Here is a 15,145-nt window from a genome sequence, read left to right as displayed (position 1 = left end):
CCATCAACACCATCACCCACCAACCCACAAAGGACCAGCAAGCAACCATGTCAACGGGGCAAAACAAACTAATTCGTCGACTAATCAAACACACTGTTGAGTTCTCAAAAATCAGACGCACCCACATCGCGATCCGGTGAGGATCTCGGTTGCGTGAGGCAACTGGTGAAACTTAGCGAGCGACTTTCTGTCGTGGCAAATCCTCGACTGTTTCGCTCTGACCCGGTGGTGTCACCGTGACCGATGACCGCTTCGGGTTGTCCTGCCCGGGGCCGGGAACCCGACCTGACCGGTCTTGTTCCCCGCCGCTCCCTGGCGACGAAGAGAACAGTATGCGTACTCAGGACTACGCGCAAATCGAGATGGTGTGACCGCGGGCACATCCACGTTTTCGCAGGTCAGAGGCCTGTTGTGACGCGTGGGGCGTGTCGTGGGGCGTGTCGCGACCCCCGCCACGCGCCTCACGTGGCTGCTGTCAGCCGACCTCGATACCGGCGAAGTTCTTCTTCCCGCGACGCAGCACGAGCCACGAGCCGGCGACCAGGTCGGCCTCGGTGGGTCGGAGCTCGGGGTCCTCGACCCGCACGTTGTTGAGGTAGGCCCCGCCCTCGGCGACCGTCCGGCGCGCATCGCCCTTGCTCTTCACCAGGCCCGCGACCACGAGGAGGTCGACGATCCCGGGCAGCTCGCCGGCCGGGAGCGTCGTACCGCCGGCCTCCCGCAGCGCGGAGGCCAGGGTGTCGGGCTTGATCGACGACAGGTCTCCCCCGCCGAACAGCGCGGCGGCCGCGGCCTTGGCCTGCTCGACCTCGTGCTCCCCGTGGACCAGGGCGGTCACCTCGTCGGCCAGACGCTTCTGACCGGCGCGCAGGAACGGCTTCTCGGCCGTCTGCTGCTCGAGGTCCTCGATCTCATCGCGCGTGAGGAACGTGAAGACCCGCAGGAGCTCGCCGACCTTGTCGTCCTCGACGTTGAGCCAGAACTGGTGGAAGGCGTAGGGCGAGAGCATCTCGGGGTCGAGCCAGAGCGCGCCGCCCTCGGTCTTGCCGTACTTGGTGCCATCCGACTTGGTGAGGAGCGGCGTGGCCAGCGCGTGGACGTGTCCGCCGTCGGTGCGACGGATCAGCTCCACGCCGGCAGTGAGGTTGCCCCACTGGTCGGAGCCACCGAACTGCAGGGTGATCCCGAACTGGCGGTTGAGCTCGAGGTAGTCCATCGACTGGAGCAGGACGTAGGAGAACTCGGTGTAGCTGATGCCGGACTCGAGCCGCCTCTTGACGGTGTCGCGAGCAAGCATCCGGTTGACCGGGAAGTGCTTGCCGATGTCGCGCAGGAAGTCGATCGTCGAGAGCGATGCCGTCCAGTCGTAGTTGTTGACCATCGTCGCGGCGTTGTCGCCCTCGAACGACAGGAACGGCTCGATCTGGGCCCGTACGCGCTCGACCCAGTCCTTGACGGTGTCGAGCGTGTTGAGCGTGCGCTCGCCGGAGTCACGCGGGTCGCCGATCATGCCGGTCGCGCCGCCCACGAGGGCGTACGGCGTGTGCCCGGCCTCCTGGAGTCGCTTGGCGGTGAGGACCTGGACGAGGTGCCCCATGTGCAGGCTCGGTGCCGTCGGGTCGAAGCCCACATAGAACTTGACGCTCCCCTCGCCCAGCGCCGCGTGGAGCGCGTCGCGGTCGGTGGAGTGGGCGATGAGGCCGCGCCACTCCAGCTCGTCGAGGACATTCGGGGTCGTCACGTGGATTCCTTCGGGTGGAGTCGGGCTGGTGGTCGGCTACTAGCCTAGGGCGAGCAGTCAGGAAGGACGGCACGTGATCGCAGGCAGGTACAGGCTCGAGCGGGAGATCGGCCGTGGCGGTTCCGGCACGGTGCACCTCGCCGTCGACGAGGTCCTCGGCCGCCAGGTGGCGATCAAGCGCATCGGGATGATCCCCGGCTCCGACGACGTCGAGCGCGAGCGGGCGGAGCGCGAGGCCCGGCTCGCCGCCGCGCTCAACCACCCCCACGTCGTGTCGGTCTTCGACCTCGTCGACGAGGCCGACGTGCGCTGGCTGGTGATGGAGTACGTCGACGGCGAGACGCTGAGCGAGCGCGTCCGGCGTACGGGACCGCTCGATGCCGCGGGAGCGGCGACACTCCTCGGCCAGACCGCCGACGCACTGGTCGAGGCCCACGCCAACGGGATCGTGCACCGCGACGTGAAGCCCAGCAACATCCTGATCTCCGACGGCGGCGCGAAGCTCAACGACTTCGGGATCGCCCGCTCGGAGAACGACGCCTCGCTCACCCAGACCGGGCTGGTGACCGGCTCCCCCGCCTACCTCGCGCCCGAGGTCGCCAGCGGTTCGTCGGCGACCCCCGCGAGCGACGTCTGGTCGCTCGGCGCGACGCTCTACCACTCCGTCACCGGCAGGGCGCCGTACGACGTCGGCGACAACCTCATCGGCGCGCTCTACAAGATCGTCCACGAGGACCCGCCGCGCCTGCCGGAGGACCACGCGATGGCAAGTCTGCTCGCGGTGATGATGACGCACGACGCGGACCAGCGGTGGTCGATGCAGCAGGTCCGCGACGACCTGGCCCGGATCTCGCGCGGCGAGCGGTCCACCGCCGCGGCCGGCACGGCAGCACCCGCACGGAGGCCCGCGCCCGACCGCGAGCGCACCGGCGTGCTCCCACCGGTGCAGCCGGCACCGCTCCCCCGCGCCGCGCGTCCCCGGCGTCGGCAGTGGGGGTGGATCGCGGCGGCCGCCGTCGCCGCGATCGCGGCCGTCGTCGCGGCGTACGTCTGGGCGGGACGCGGCACGCCGGAGGCAGCGCCGGACGACTCCCCCGTCCCGTCACAGACGGCGGCCACGGACGAGCCGAGCGACGGCGCCTCGGAGCCCACGCCCGAGGAGGTGCGGCAGCAGATGGACGAGTTCATCACCTCCTACCTCGCCACCGTCACCACCGACCCCGAGGCCGCCTTCGCGCGGCTGACCCCCGAGTTCCAGGCGTCGAGCGGCGACTACGAGGGCTACATCGGATGGTGGAGCAAGGTCCGGTCGGCGCAGCTCCAGAGCGTGGAGAGCAACCCCGCGGACGAGACGGTCGCCTACACGGTCACCTACCAGATGAAGTCCGGGGCGGAGAGCACGCAGCGCGTCCGGCTCCAGCTCACGCGGGACGGCGACGACTTCCTGATCGCCGGCGAGAGCAGCTGAGCCCTAGCCGCCCGGAGCGTCGAGGTCGTGGCGCTGCACCCAGAGTGCGGCCTGCGTCCGGTCGGCGACCCCGATGCGCTGGTAGGCGGAGGTCAGGTGCGCCTTCACCGTGCGCTCCGTGATGCCGAGCCGGCCCGCGATCTGCTTGTTGAGCAGTCCGTCCACCACCAGCCGCAGCACCTCGGCCTCGCGGGGAGAGAGCGTCGATGCCGCCGGGGGCCCCGCCCCCTCGGATCGTGCGGCGCGCGTGAGCAGCCGGCGCGCGGCACGCGGGTCGAACGGTGACTCGCCCCGTGCGACGGCGCGGATGCCGTCGAGGAGGGCCTCGGGCTCGGCGTCCTTGAGGAGGTAGCCGACCGCGCCCGCCTCGATGGCGGCGTCGATCCGCGCGTGGTCGGAGAAGGACGTCAGCACGAGCACCTCGGTGCCCGTGTCGCCGTCGACGATGGCGCGGGTCGCCTCGACGCCGTCGAGCACGGGCATCTGGAGGTCCATCACGGCAACGTGCGGGCGGTGCTCGCGGACGAGCTCGACCGCCTCGCGGCCGTCCCTCGCGACGCCGACGACCTCGAGGTCGTCGGTCGACTCGATCAGCCCGGCGAGCCCCCGGCGTACGACGTCGTGGTCGTCGGCCAGGACGACGCGGATCAGCTCGGTCATGCGAGAGGGACCTCCACCCGGACGATCGTGCCCGAGCCGGGACTCGACTCCACGTCGAGGGTGCCGCGGTGCTCGCGCACGAGGCTCTCGGCCGCCCGCAACCCGAAGCGGGCGTCGGCCGGCGTCGTACCGGAGTCGAAGCCGACCCCGTCGTCGACGACCTCCAGCAGCAGGCGGTCGTCCTCGCGCCGCACGGTCAGCGACATCCGGGTCGCGCGGGCATGGCGCGCCACGTTGCGCACCGACTCCTGGGCCAGCCGCCAGACGAGGGCGACCGCGGCGTCGGAGGCGTCCTCGTCGCCGCTGACGTCCACGTCGACCTGTACGCCTGCGCCGGCCAGGGGTGCGACGAGGTCCTGCACGGCGGCTGCCAGGCCGGCGGTGTGCAGGTCGGGTGGATAGATCTCCACGAGCAGCGAGCGGAGCGAGCGCATGCTCACCCGGAGGGCACGTCCCACCTCCTCGAGGTCGGAGGACAGGGGCGCGCCGTTCCGGGCGGCGAGGGTGGACAGGGCGAGCGAGGAGCCGGCCAGGTCCTGGACGACGCCGTCGTGCAGGTCGCGCGCGATGCGGAGTCGTTCGGCGTCGGATGCCTGGACGGCTGCCTCGAGCAGGCGCTGTCGCTCGCGGGCCGCTGCGGACAACCGGCGCGACAGCAGCAGCATCAGCGGCGTGGTCAGCAGCACCAGCGCGGCGAGGGCGCCGATGGTGATCGGGAGGAAGCGGTCGAGGACGGCTGCGCGCTGCTCGCCGAGCTCGTCGGCGGTGAAGTAGGCCTCGAACAGGAGCGGCTCCTGCTCGGGCGACCGGACCCGCGTGTAGACCTCCAGCATGTCACCGCCGAACGCTCGCTCGTAGCGGTTCTCCGGGCGGGTGAGGTCGGAGATCTCGGCGTCGGTGCCGCCGTTCTCGATCACCTCGCGCTCGTCGTCGCCGAGCGGGTAGACGGCCCCGATCAGCTCCGTACGGTCGCTGTAGAGCACGGTGCCGTCCGCGGCCCAGATCTTGATCCGGCCCACGTCGCCCACGAGCAGGCGGTCGAGCACCGTGCGGTCGAGCTGGTCGATGGCCGCCGCGTCCCCGGACACCAGGCCCTCGGGGATCGCCGGCTGGGCGACCGACCGGCCGAGCACCTGGGTGATCGCGCGGGCATCCGCGACGGCCTCCTCGTCGGCCGCCTGACGGCTCAGTGCGCCGGTCACCACCACGACGACCACGAGCGTGACGAATCCCGTGGCCAGGAACTGCGCCACGGGATTCGTCAGCCAACGCATGTGGTGTGCACCTTCCGCCTCAGGCGAGGTCAGTAGTTCACCACACCCCGGCAGACCTGGCCGTCGCGCACGGCGCGGAACACGACCGCGTCGGTGCCGGCGAGGTCGACGATCTTCCGCTCGACCTCGAAGGACCCGCTGCGGGCCGTCGTGGTGGCCGTACCGCGGTCGCTGGTCGAGCCGTTGTGGCGGAGGGCCCAGCGCCACTGCTGGCCGGCGACGTTGCTGTCGATCTCGCCCTCGACCTCGAGGCGGCCGTCGTCGGTCTTGACCTTGAGCTTCCAGACGGCGCCGGCGATGCAGCTGCCGGTGCGGATGACCCGGTCGTCGCTGCCGCCGCCGCTGCGGGTGCCGCCCTTGTCGTCGCTGCTGGTGGTGGGGGTGGTGCTGGTGGTGGTGCCGCCGTGGTCGTCGCCCGCGGGGTCGTCGGCGCCGTGGCCGCCGCGGTCGTCACCGGCCGGGTCGTCGTCGCCACCGCTGCGCAGGGAGACGGATCCGGCCTGGGCGGACGCGGCCGGGACGCTGGCTGCCAGCGCGCCGACGGAGAGGGTGGCGAGCGCGGCACCGACGGCGATCGCGCGGCCGAGTCCGGCCGTGGCGTTCTTGATGGTGGTCATGGGTCCTCCTTGGTAGGTGGGACCAGCCTCGTCGCGGGCGGTCGTCACCGCGAGATGTCCGATGGTGCTAGTACCCGGACCTCCGTCCGAACGGGTGTGAGCAGCACGTGGGCCCGCGGCTAGCGTGGAGCGCGGTCCACCGAAAGGGACGCGCGTGATCGCAGGCAGGTACACCCTCGACCGGGAGATCGGCAGGGGCGGCGCCGGCATCGTGCACCTCGCTCACGACGAGGTGCTCGGGCGGACAGTCGCCATCAAGCGCATCGGTCTCCTGCCCGGCACCACCGACCGGGACATCGAGCGCGCCCAGCGGGAGGCCCGCATCGCCGCAGGGATCACCCACCCCCACGTGGTGTCCATCCTCGACCTCGTCAAGGACGTCGACTGCTACTGGATCGTGATGGAGCACGTGCGGGGCCGCACCCTGGCCGAGGTCGTCCGCGCCGACGGCGCCCTCCGGGCCGAGCGGGCGGCCGGGATCCTCGCCCAGGCCGCCGACGCCCTCGTGCACGCCACTCGCGCGGGCATCGTGCACCGCGACGTCAAGCCGAGCAACATCATGGTCGGGGACGACGACCACGCGAAGCTCGGCGACTTCGGCATCGCCCGCGGCGCCAGCGACTCGGCGCTGACGGTGACCGGCGAGGTCACGGGCTCACCCGCCTACCTCGCCCCCGAGGTCGCGTCCGGCTCGCCCGCGACGGCGGCGAGCGACGTGTGGTCGCTGGGTGCCACGCTGTTCCACGCGGTCATGGGGAGAGCTCCGTACGACGTGGGCGGCAACGTCATGGGTGGGCTCTACCGGATCGTGCACGAGGAGCCGCCGCGCCTGCCGGCGGACCACGCCCTGGCCGGCGTGCTGGCGCACTCGATGGTCAAGGACCCTGGCGGCCGATGGTCCGCGGAGCGGGTCCGTGACGAGCTGCGTCGCATCGCCCGGGGCGGGAGGACCGCGGACGCCACCACCAGGATGGAGACCGTGCCCGTGGAGCCCGTGCCGGTCGCGACTCCACCGCCGGCGACGGGTCCGCCAGCGCAGAGGGAACCCGTGCGCGAGCCTCGTCGCGCCCCGCTCGGCTGGATCGCGGCCGCGGCGGTGCTCGTGCTGCTGGCGGCGCTCGGCGCCTGGCTGTTGTGGCCCGGCGACGGACAACGGCCCGAGGCGTCCGACCCGACGACCCAGCAGTCGGAGGAGCCGTCCGAGGAACCGTCGCAGGAGCCGTCGTCCGCCGAGCCGTCGGAGACCGCCTCGGAGGAGCCGAGCACCGATTCCAGCCCGTCACCCGGCTCGTCCGCGGCTGGTGCCCGCGCCGAGGTGCAGGCTCTCCTGCAGGACTACTTCTCGTTGGTCACCTCGGACCCCGAGGCGTCCTTCGACATGCTGACGCCCGCGTTCCAGGAGGCGAGCGGCGGATTCGGGCGCTACTCCGGGTTCTGGAGCACCATCCGGTCGGCGCGCGTGTCCGACGTCCGGGTCGACGCGCAGTCGCTGACGACGACGTACACGATCGACTACGTCACCACCTCGGGGCGTACGACGACCTCCCAAGGTCGGCTGCAGCTCGTCCGGCAGGGCAATGGCTACCTGATTGCTGCCGAGGGCTGAGGCGCCTGCCGACCGGGTAGGGCGGGTGGGGCTCGAACCCACGACCCAAGGATTATGAGTCCTCTGCTCTGACCGACTGAGCTACCGCCCCTCGCGGCCTCGGGCCGCACGTGACCCTAACCGGCGGCCGTACGCGCCACACCGAGAGGCCGTGTCAAGGCCAGTGGTCTGGTCATCTGCTCCACCCGAATCGGCGTCAAGACTTGATCCGGACTGCATGGTCGTGGCGCTGTCGCGCGCGTTCCATGGAGGGGACGCGCACCGGGGGGTGCCCACCGGCACATGACCTTCTACGCAAGGCCCGTTCTCACTCCATCACTCTCGTGGGGGACGTACGGATGACCACACGCACCAATCACAGCGACGCCCCTCCGACGGGCGTCACCACCACACTCACCGGACGGCGCACCGTCGCCAAGGGCATCGCCTGGACCGTCCCGGTCGTCGCGGTCGCGACGGCCGCGCCGGCCTTCGCTGCCAGCTGCGACACGTTCACGTTCGGTGCCGGCAGCTGCAAGTGCCCGGGGCAGTCGACGACCGACCCCTGGGGCTACTGGCTGGTGCTCTGCTACAACTGCCCGCCCGGGACCAACGCCAACGCAACCGGCCAGGCGACCATCACGGGCATCCGCAACACGCCCAACGGAGACTTGCTCCCCGTGACGCCCAAGCCCGGTGCTTGCCCCACGACCTACGGGTCCATCCCGCTGAACGGGTGCGGTGGACAGATCCACCTGACGGGCGCGAGCAGCGGCAACTACCTCTACATCGACTACACGGTGGGGGGCACGGCCTACCAGTTCCGGATCGATTCGCCCCCGGACTGCGCCCCTGTCCTGGACAGCAACGGCAACGTGGTCGCCCAGAGCAAGTGCGTCACCGCCGGCACCTGCCCCTAGCCCACTGTCGCCTCCATCTCGTGCATCCGCTCCACGACGCGGAAGCCGAGGGCAGTGTTCGTGCGGTGCATCGCGCCGTTCGACGGCGCCGTCCAGGTGTGCACCACCTCGACGGCGCCGGGCAGGGCACCGTAGTTGGCGGTCTTGAGCGCGGCACCGAGGCGACGGCCGCGGTGCTCGGGCATGACGAGGGTGTCGTCCTGCCACGCGTAGGTCTCCCCGTGCGGGACGAAGAGCAGTGAGTAGCCGCCGAGCACGCCGTCCGACCGTCGGCGGGCGGCCGCGACGCGGACGTCGTACGCCTTCATGAGCCGCTCCTCCGACGACGCGAGCCGGGCGTCGTCGAGCACCGCGGCCTCCAGGTCGAGCTCGCCGATGGGGACGTCGGCGTTCATCTGGTTGCGCATCGCCAGGTAAGCGGTGCGGTGCTCGTCAGGGCAGCGTCCGCGCCACGTGACGACGTCGTACGCCGGGTCGACGAGGGCAGCCGGGACCGGCAGGTCGAGCAGCAGGTGGTCCTCGCGGTGCTTCTCCGCCGCGCCCATCGCCGCCGCGAACGCCAGGCCCGGACCGCCGTCCACCGGAGCGACCGACACCTCTCCTCCGACACGGGTGCGGCCGGCCGCGCGAGCGGCATCGACCACCGCTGCCCACAGCAGCCGTCCGGTCCCCCGCCGGCGGTGCCCGGGCAGCACGTTGACCTCGGCCCAGCCCACGTCGAGGTTCTCGGTCAGCGGGAGCTCGAGCTCGGCGACACCGACGAGGACTCCCCCGTCGCACGCCTCGAGGCGCAGGCGCCGAGCGTGCTCGCCCGGCTCGGTCGCGGACACCTCGAACGCGGCGAAGCCCTCGAGCAGCGCGTGGGGGCGGTCGGCCCGCGCCGAGGCGTCCATCACCTCGAACCACGCACGTCGGGCGGCCGGGTCTGACACATCGAGCTCGCGGATGTCCACCTCGCCATCCGACACGGGCGCCGTCCCACGAGCAACCCGATAACGCTGCCACCCCGGCCCGCGACGTGCCACAGTAGGGCGTCTCGGGATTGCGGGAGGGCCGTCGTGGGCAGAGATCGTGGGAAGTTGCAACCGTTGCTGACACCGTCACAACGGCACCTCGTCATGCGCTTCGGCTACGGCATCGACGCCGCGCTGGCGAACGACGTACGCCGTGCGGGTGGCGCGCAGGCCTGGTTCGAGCAGCAGCTCACCCGGCCGGGCGCGTTCCCGGACGGTGCTGCGGACGAGGTACGCCGCTGGTGGCCGGACCTCGACCGCACGCCGAAGGACCTGTGGCAGCGCCAGGTCGACGAGGTGCGCGGCGGCTGGCAGGTGATGGAGGACTACGGACGGTGGCTGCTCGTCCGCCGGATCCGCACCCGGCGTCCCGTGCTCGAGAAGATGACCGAGTTCTGGGAGGCCATGCTCCACGTCCCCGTCAGCGGCGACGCCCACTTCACCTGGCGGGCCGACTACGGCGAGACGATCCGCACGCACGCGCTCGGTCGCTTCGACCAGATGCTCGTCGCGACCACGACCCACCCGGCCATGCTGATCTTCCTGTCGGCAGCGACCTCGACCAAGCGCGCACCCAACGAGAACCTCGGTCGTGAGCTGCTCGAGCTCCACACCCTCGGCGCGGGCAACTACAGCGAGGACGACGTGAAGGCGTCGGCCCGGATCCTCACCGGGTGGCACGTGGACCTCTGGGAGACGTGGGCTGCGTCCTACGTCAAGGAGGACCACTGGACCGGCACCGTGCAGGTGAAGGGCTTCAAGGACAAGAACCGCAAGGGTGACGGCCGCGAGCTCACGAAGGACTACCTGCGCTACCTCGCCCACCACCCGCTGACCGCGCGCCACATCGCCGAGCGGCTGGCCACCAAGTTCGTCCACGACGACCCGCCCTCGTCCCTCGTCAACCGGCTCGCGAAGGTCTACCTCAAGAACGACACCGAGATCGTGCCCGTGCTGCGGGCGCTGGTGGCGAGCAAGGAGTTCCGACGTGCAGGGGGCAAGAAGCTGCGCGACCCCAGCGAGGACGTCGTGGCGACCTACCGCGCGCTCGGCGTGGAGGTCGGTCGCCCCACGGCCGACGACTCCGGTGCGATCGCGATGCTGTGGCAGGCGTCCGGACTCGGGTTGTCGCCGCACGCCTGGCCGCGGCCCGACGGCACTCCGGTGCGCGACGACATCTGGGCGTCGCCGTCGCGCGCGCTCGGCTCGATGAGCATGCACTGGGCGATGGCCGGCGGCTGGTGGCCGACCGTCGACCTCCGCTACCGCAAGCCCGCTGCGTGGGTCCCGGCGAAGAAGCCGATCCGCTTCGCGGACCTCGTCGACGCGGTCAGCCGCGACCTGCTCCACCGGCCGGCGTCGGAGAATCTCCTCGAGACCGCGTGCCTGGCCACCGGCTGCAGGGCCAAGGAGAAGATCGATCGCGAGCACGGCCTCTACCAGTGGGGCTTCCCGCGGCTGCTCGCCGCTGTCCTCGACTCCCCCGACCACCTGGCGTGCTGACATGACCGAGACGACTCCCACGACCGCCTCCTGCGGCTGCCCCGACTACGACGAGGCACGCCTCGCCCTGAGCCGCCGCGCCCTCCTCGGCACCGCGCTCGCCGGTGGCGCGCTCGCCCTCGGCCCGGGCCTGACGCGCTCAGGCCCGCAGGCGTACGCCGTCACCGGCCGCACCGCGAACCGGCTCTCCTCGCCGCTGGGCTCGGTCCTCGTGCTGCTCTCGCTGCGCGGTGCTGCCGACGGCCTCTCGCTCGTCGTGCCCCACGGCGACCCGGCCTACTACGCCGCGCGCCCGCGCATCGGCGTACCGCACACGTCGCTGCTGGCACCCGACGCCATGTTCGGCCTGCACCCGGCTCTGGCCCCGCTGCTGCCGATGTGGAACGCCGGGACGCTGGCGGCCGTGCACGCCACCGGGATGGCGACCCCCAACCGCTCGCACTTCGCCGCGATGGAGGCCATCGAGGACGCCGCGCCCGGCTCCACCGAGCGCAACGGCTGGCTCAACCGGCTGCTCGGCGACCTGCCCGGCACCTCGCCGCTGCAGGGCACCGCGATGGGCAACCAGGTGCCGACGTCGCTCTTCGGGACCAACCCGGCCTTCGTGGTGGACGACGTGGACCGGGCCGAGGTCGCCGGGACGGACGACGACGGCCGGCGGCTGCTCGCGCTCCAGCACGTGTGGAAGGGCCGCGGCCGGATGAACGAGGCGGTCCGCGACGCGATCTCGGGGGCGCAGAGCTTCGGGGTGGCCCGTGACCTGCCGGCGAGCGAGTCCGCGACGGCGGCCTACCCCTCCACCGATCTCGGCCGAGCGCTCTCCGACGTGTCGCGGATCGTGCGCTCCGGCGTCGGTGCCGAGGTGGTCACCGTCGACCAGGGCGACTGGGACATGCACACCGACCTCGGGACGCTCGAGTGGGGCGACATGCGCCGCAACGCCGGCGACCTGGCCGGCTCGATCGCCGCCTTCTTCGCCGACCTCGGCCCGTTCGCCGACCGCGTCACGCTCGTGACGCTCAGCGAGTTCGGCCGGCGGGTCAAGGAGAACGACAACTACGGGACCGACCACGGCTTCGGCAACGTCATGTTCGTCGCCGGCGCCGGGGTCCGCGGCGGTCGCTACTACGGCTCGTGGCCCGGCCTGACCGACTCCCTGGACGCCGACCTGCTCGTCACCACCGACTACCGCAGCGTGCTCAGCGAGATCGTCACCCGCCGCTTCGGCGTCTCGACGGCCCAGGTGTTCCCCGGGTTCGCGCCGACGCCCGTCGGGGTCATGGCCTGATCGGGGCGGGCAGCCGTCACGCCACCTGCACCGGGTGGCGTACGACGGCGTCGAAGAAGTAGCCCTGGGTGTTGAAGGCCGCCTCGAACGGCTGCGTCCGGCCCTGGTCGTCGGTCGCGCGGGCGAGCAGCTCGTGGCGACCCCGACGCGGGTTGCCCCACCGCACCGACCACTGCGTCCAGCCCTGGCCCTCGCGGCCGCGCCGGTCGAGCACCGCGGGTCGCCACGACGCGCCGCCGTCGAGGCTGACGGAGACCTTGGCGATCGTGCCGGCGCCGCTCCACGAGCGTCCGGTGAGGGTGACCGGCCGCGCGGGCAGGACCTGGTCGCGGGCCAGCTCCCAGGCCGAGCGCACCGGGTTGACGGTGAGCGGCGGTGAGTCGGCGGGCCACTGCGGACCCGTCATCCGGTAGAAGGTGGTGTTCCACGGCGAGGTGAGCTGCGTCGTCGAGACCTCGAGCGAGCCGAGCCACTTGATGCTCGCGATGCCCACCCAGCCGGGCAGCACCAGCCGCAGCGGGTAGCCGTGGTCGGGCAGCAGGTCCTCGCCGTTCATCCCCCACGCGAGCAGCGCGTCGTCGAGCGCCTTCTCGACGGAGAACGGTCGCCGGACCCTGCCGTAGTTGGTCCCGCCCGACACGAAGTCGTCGTCGAGCCCGGTCGCCTGGATCGACACCGCGTCGGGCGAGATCCCGACGGAGGCGAGCACGTCGCGCAGGCGCACGCCGCTCCACCGCACGGTGCCGACGGCACCGCTCGTCCAGGCGGTGCCCGAGACGGTCTGGCCCTGCTGGGTCGTGAAGTAGCTGCGGCCGTTGCCGGTGCACTCGAGCACCGCGGTCAGCTCGTGGTGCGGGAGGCGCTGGAGGTCGGCGAAGGACAGCGTGAGCGCCTCGCCCTCGGTGCGCGAGGTGGCGAGCCCGTCGCCGTACACCTTCAGGGCGTAGGTCGAGCGGTCGAGCTGCGGCGTGCGCGAGTGGTTGCGCACGAAGAGCCGCGACTGCGGCGTCAGGTAGGCCGTCGGGTCGACCGAGCTCCACAGCATCTCGGCGTTGGTGCCGAAGTCGCGGAACTGCGTGGCGGGTGTCGGCTTGAGGATCGCCGGGAACGCGCCTGCGGCAGGCGCCGCGCGCCAGAGGGAGGCGGGGGTCAGTGCTGCACCGCCGACGACGGCAGCGGAGGCGAGGAGGCCACGACGGGTGGGCGTGTACGACGTCATGGCGCGACCTTATACGAGTAAGTCACCTGTTTCACTACACCAAGGGTCGGGTGCCATGCTCGGAACATGACGGACGACCGGCCCACCGCCCCCTCCTTCGAGCCCCTTCCCGAGGACTGGGAGAGCGCACTGTTCGTGGTCGCGCACCCCGACGACATCGAGTACGGCGGGGCGGCCGCCGTGGCGCGCTGGACCGGTCAGGGCAAGCGGATCGTCTACTGCATGGTGACCAGCGGCGAGGCCGGGATCGACGGCATCCACCCCGACGAGAGCGGCCCGCTGCGCGAGGGCGAGGAGATCGCCTCCGCGCGTGCGGTGGGCGTCGACGAGGTCGAGTTCCTGAGGCTCCCGGACGGCACCCTGGAGTACGGCGTCGAGCTGCGGCGTGCGATCGCCGCGGTCGTGCGCAAGCACCGACCCGACATCGCGATGACGATCAACTTCCGCGAGACCTTCGGCGGCACGAACCTCAACCAGGCCGACCACATCGCGGTCGGTCGGGCGCTGCTGGACGCCGTACGCGATGCGGGCAACCGGTGGATCTTCCCCGACCAGCTGACCGACGGCCTCGAGCCCTGGGGCGGCGTCCGGGCCGTGTGGTCGGGCAGCTCGCCGCAGGCGACGCACGCCGTCGACGTCACGGACACCTTCCAGGCCGGCGTCGCCTCGCTCAAGGAGCACAAGGCCTACATCGACGGCCTCGGCTGGGAGGGCTGGGACCCCGAGGAGTTCCTCGACGGCATCCTCCGCGGCGGCGGACAGGGGCTCGGCGTCACCCACGCGGCGACGTTCGAGGTGTTCCCGCTCGGTTGGGGCTGAGTGCGGGGCTAACGGCCGAACCGGCGCGACCCGCGCTCCTTCCTGGGCGCCGCGCCGCCGAACCGTGCGCCGACCAGAGGCGCCGGCGCCACCGGTGGCACCTCCGGCGGCGCCTCGACGACCGGTGCCACCTCTGGCTCGCGGTGCGACGCGACGGCCGACAGGTCCTGGTCGGCGAGGATCGCGCGAACCTCGTCGATCATCGCGGTGAGGGCCTCGTCGTCGGCACCGTCGATCGCGGCGACGAGGGCGTGCCGCCCGAGCGACGCGCCGAGCAGGGCGCCCTCCTCGAACCCCAGCCGGACGAATCCCGACCCGTGCTGGTCCTCCAGCGAGCGCAGGATCGCGAGCATCCGGTTCCCCACCTCGGCGAGGCGGTCGAGGTCCTGCTGCTCCGCCTGGATGCCGATGACGCGGGCGTCGACCGTGACCACGGCGCTCCAGCTCACTCCCTCGACGGCGTCGAGCCGGCCGAGGCAGTGGATGACCGCGGCAGCGGGGTCCACCGCACCGACCACGGTGAACGTCGGCACCGTGCGCGGCGCGAGCGGCGCGAGCGCGGCTCGATAGGTGCCCTCGCCCGCGGGTGTCCACGTCACGCCGACGGTCAGGTGGTCGGTGCCGAACGCCTCGACGAGTCGCAGGTCGCCGACACCGGCCAGCTCGCCCATGCGTCGGGCCAGCCGGCCTGTGTAGGGCAGGGCCGCGGCCAGCGCTCCGGACGCGCCGTCGTCGCCCGCCACCGAGCCGTCGGGCCGGACGAGGAACTGGGGTGCGCCGGGCGCGCCGGAGGCGGGGTCCGCGGTCATGCGACCAGCCTGACGCCACCGGCCCCCGCACACCCTCCGTGTTACGCACAGTTCACACGCGGCGGCCCAGTCGTTACGTGGTCGAAATGGCTGAAGGGCCCGAGGCATGACGCCTCGGGCCCTTCGGGTGCTCCCCCACCTGGACTCGAACCAGGAACCCTCCGATTAACAGTCGAATGCTCTGCCAATTGAGCTATAGGGGATCGCTTGTGCAGCGGAGCAGAACACT

General features: G+C 71.8%; 13 protein-coding genes and 2 tRNA genes. 6 read left to right on the top strand and 9 right to left on the bottom strand.

Translation table 11 applies throughout. The features are described 5' to 3' along the window. Window positions 1–475: 475 nt before the first annotated feature. A complete protein-coding gene (gene tyrS, locus JI751_RS18850) occupies window positions 476–1,741 on the bottom strand; it encodes a tyrosine--tRNA ligase (RefSeq protein ID WP_201940085.1) in 1,266 nt (421 codons plus the stop codon). A gap of 73 nt (window positions 1,742–1,814) precedes the next feature. Between tyrS and JI751_RS18845 the strand changes: the two genes are divergently transcribed. Next, window positions 1,815–3,209: a serine/threonine-protein kinase gene (locus JI751_RS18845; RefSeq protein ID WP_201940084.1), complete on the top strand. Its 1,395-nt coding sequence runs from the start codon at window positions 1,815–1,817 to the stop codon at window positions 3,207–3,209. Between the two features lie 3 nt (window positions 3,210–3,212). On the opposite strand, the gene JI751_RS18840 is transcribed toward JI751_RS18845, so the two are convergent. From JI751_RS18840 to JI751_RS18830, 3 genes are read right to left on the bottom strand one after another with little or no spacing between them, the layout of a single operon-like run. Continuing rightward, window positions 3,213–3,869: a response regulator gene (locus tag JI751_RS18840; protein WP_201940082.1), complete on the bottom strand. Its 657-nt coding sequence runs from the start codon at window positions 3,867–3,869 to the stop codon at window positions 3,213–3,215. Next, entirely contained in the window at window positions 3,866–5,143 is a 1,278-nt protein-coding gene (locus JI751_RS18835; RefSeq protein ID WP_201940080.1) for a sensor histidine kinase, read from the bottom strand. The genes JI751_RS18840 and JI751_RS18835 overlap by 4 nt, the downstream gene beginning before the upstream one ends. A 29-nt stretch (window positions 5,144–5,172) precedes the next feature. Next, entirely contained in the window at window positions 5,173–5,760 is a 588-nt protein-coding gene (locus JI751_RS18830) for a hypothetical protein (RefSeq protein ID WP_201940078.1), read from the bottom strand. A gap of 154 nt (window positions 5,761–5,914) precedes the next feature. Here JI751_RS18830 and JI751_RS18825 point away from each other — a divergent pair, with 154 nt between their 5' ends. Further along, complete coding sequence (locus JI751_RS18825; protein WP_201940076.1) at window positions 5,915–7,366, top strand: serine/threonine-protein kinase; 1,452 nt, start codon at window positions 5,915–5,917, stop codon at window positions 7,364–7,366. Window positions 7,367–7,383: 17 nt separating this feature from the next. On the opposite strand, the gene JI751_RS18820 is transcribed toward JI751_RS18825, so the two are convergent. Beyond that, window positions 7,384–7,457, bottom strand: a tRNA-Ile gene (locus JI751_RS18820). A 247-nt stretch (window positions 7,458–7,704) separates the two neighbouring features. On the opposite strand from JI751_RS18820, the gene JI751_RS18815 reads away from it, so the two are divergent. Continuing rightward, complete coding sequence (locus JI751_RS18815; protein WP_201940074.1) at window positions 7,705–8,265, top strand: hypothetical protein; 561 nt, start codon at window positions 7,705–7,707, stop codon at window positions 8,263–8,265. On the opposite strand, the gene JI751_RS18810 is transcribed toward JI751_RS18815, so the two are convergent. Then, window positions 8,262–9,218, bottom strand: a complete 957-nt coding sequence (locus tag JI751_RS18810; RefSeq protein ID WP_201940072.1) for a GNAT family N-acetyltransferase — start codon at window positions 9,216–9,218, stop codon at window positions 8,262–8,264. The two genes, JI751_RS18815 and JI751_RS18810, sit on opposite strands and share 4 nt — an antisense overlap. 165 nt (window positions 9,219–9,383) lie before the next feature. Between JI751_RS18810 and JI751_RS18805 the strand changes: the two genes are divergently transcribed. Both JI751_RS18805 and JI751_RS18800 read left to right on the top strand, forming a co-directional pair. Beyond that, window positions 9,384–10,781 carry a DUF1800 domain-containing protein gene (locus JI751_RS18805; protein ID WP_236666527.1) on the top strand — a complete coding sequence of 466 codons (1,398 nt, stop codon included), beginning with the start codon at window positions 9,384–9,386 and terminating at the stop codon, window positions 10,779–10,781. Window position 10,782: 1 nt separating this feature from the next. After that, on the top strand, window positions 10,783–12,069 hold the full coding sequence (locus JI751_RS18800) for a DUF1501 domain-containing protein (RefSeq protein WP_201940068.1): 1,287 nt from the start codon (window positions 10,783–10,785) through the stop codon (window positions 12,067–12,069). A gap of 16 nt (window positions 12,070–12,085) precedes the next feature. On the opposite strand, the gene JI751_RS18795 is transcribed toward JI751_RS18800, so the two are convergent. Then, a complete protein-coding gene (locus JI751_RS18795; protein ID WP_201940065.1) occupies window positions 12,086–13,288 on the bottom strand; it encodes a sulfite oxidase in 1,203 nt (400 codons plus the stop codon). Between the two features lie 66 nt (window positions 13,289–13,354). Here JI751_RS18795 and JI751_RS18790 point away from each other — a divergent pair, with 66 nt between their 5' ends. After that, window positions 13,355–14,107: a PIG-L deacetylase family protein gene (locus JI751_RS18790; RefSeq protein ID WP_201940063.1), complete on the top strand. Its 753-nt coding sequence runs from the start codon at window positions 13,355–13,357 to the stop codon at window positions 14,105–14,107. 8 nt (window positions 14,108–14,115) lie between these two features. Here JI751_RS18790 and JI751_RS18785 read toward each other — a convergent pair whose 3' ends face one another. Together JI751_RS18785 and JI751_RS18780 are read right to left on the bottom strand one after the other, a co-directional pair. After that, window positions 14,116–14,916 carry a hypothetical protein gene (locus JI751_RS18785; RefSeq protein ID WP_201940061.1) on the bottom strand — a complete coding sequence of 267 codons (801 nt, stop codon included), beginning with the start codon at window positions 14,914–14,916 and terminating at the stop codon, window positions 14,116–14,118. A 130-nt stretch (window positions 14,917–15,046) separates the two neighbouring features. Next, window positions 15,047–15,119 (bottom strand) — tRNA-Asn (locus JI751_RS18780). Window positions 15,120–15,145 lie beyond the last annotated feature (26 nt).

Origin of the sequence: Nocardioides baculatus (assembly GCF_016735675.1) — a bacterium.
GTDB lineage: Bacteria > Actinomycetota > Actinomycetes > Propionibacteriales > Nocardioidaceae > Nocardioides > Nocardioides baculatus.
Note: the sequence above shows the minus strand (reverse complement) of the source record. Positions and strands in the feature narration are given on the sequence as shown.

Coding starts and splice junctions, on each gene's coding strand:
- JI751_RS18800 (WP_201940068.1), top strand. CDS start 10,783: ATGACCGAGACGACTCCCACGACCGCCTCCTGCGGCTGCCCCGACTAC.
- JI751_RS18815 (WP_201940074.1), top strand. CDS start 7,705: ATGACCACACGCACCAATCACAGCGACGCCCCTCCGACGGGCGTCACC.
- JI751_RS18805 (WP_236666527.1), top strand. CDS start 9,384: ATGCGCTTCGGCTACGGCATCGACGCCGCGCTGGCGAACGACGTACGC.
- JI751_RS18830 (WP_201940078.1), bottom strand. CDS start 5,760: ATGACCACCATCAAGAACGCCACGGCCGGACTCGGCCGCGCGATCGCC.
- JI751_RS18835 (WP_201940080.1), bottom strand. CDS start 5,143: ATGCGTTGGCTGACGAATCCCGTGGCGCAGTTCCTGGCCACGGGATTC.
- JI751_RS18785 (WP_201940061.1), bottom strand. CDS start 14,916: ATGACCGCGGACCCCGCCTCCGGCGCGCCCGGCGCACCCCAGTTCCTC.
- JI751_RS18790 (WP_201940063.1), top strand. CDS start 13,355: ATGACGGACGACCGGCCCACCGCCCCCTCCTTCGAGCCCCTTCCCGAG.
- JI751_RS18795 (WP_201940065.1), bottom strand. CDS start 13,288: ATGACGTCGTACACGCCCACCCGTCGTGGCCTCCTCGCCTCCGCTGCC.
- JI751_RS18840 (WP_201940082.1), bottom strand. CDS start 3,869: ATGACCGAGCTGATCCGCGTCGTCCTGGCCGACGACCACGACGTCGTA.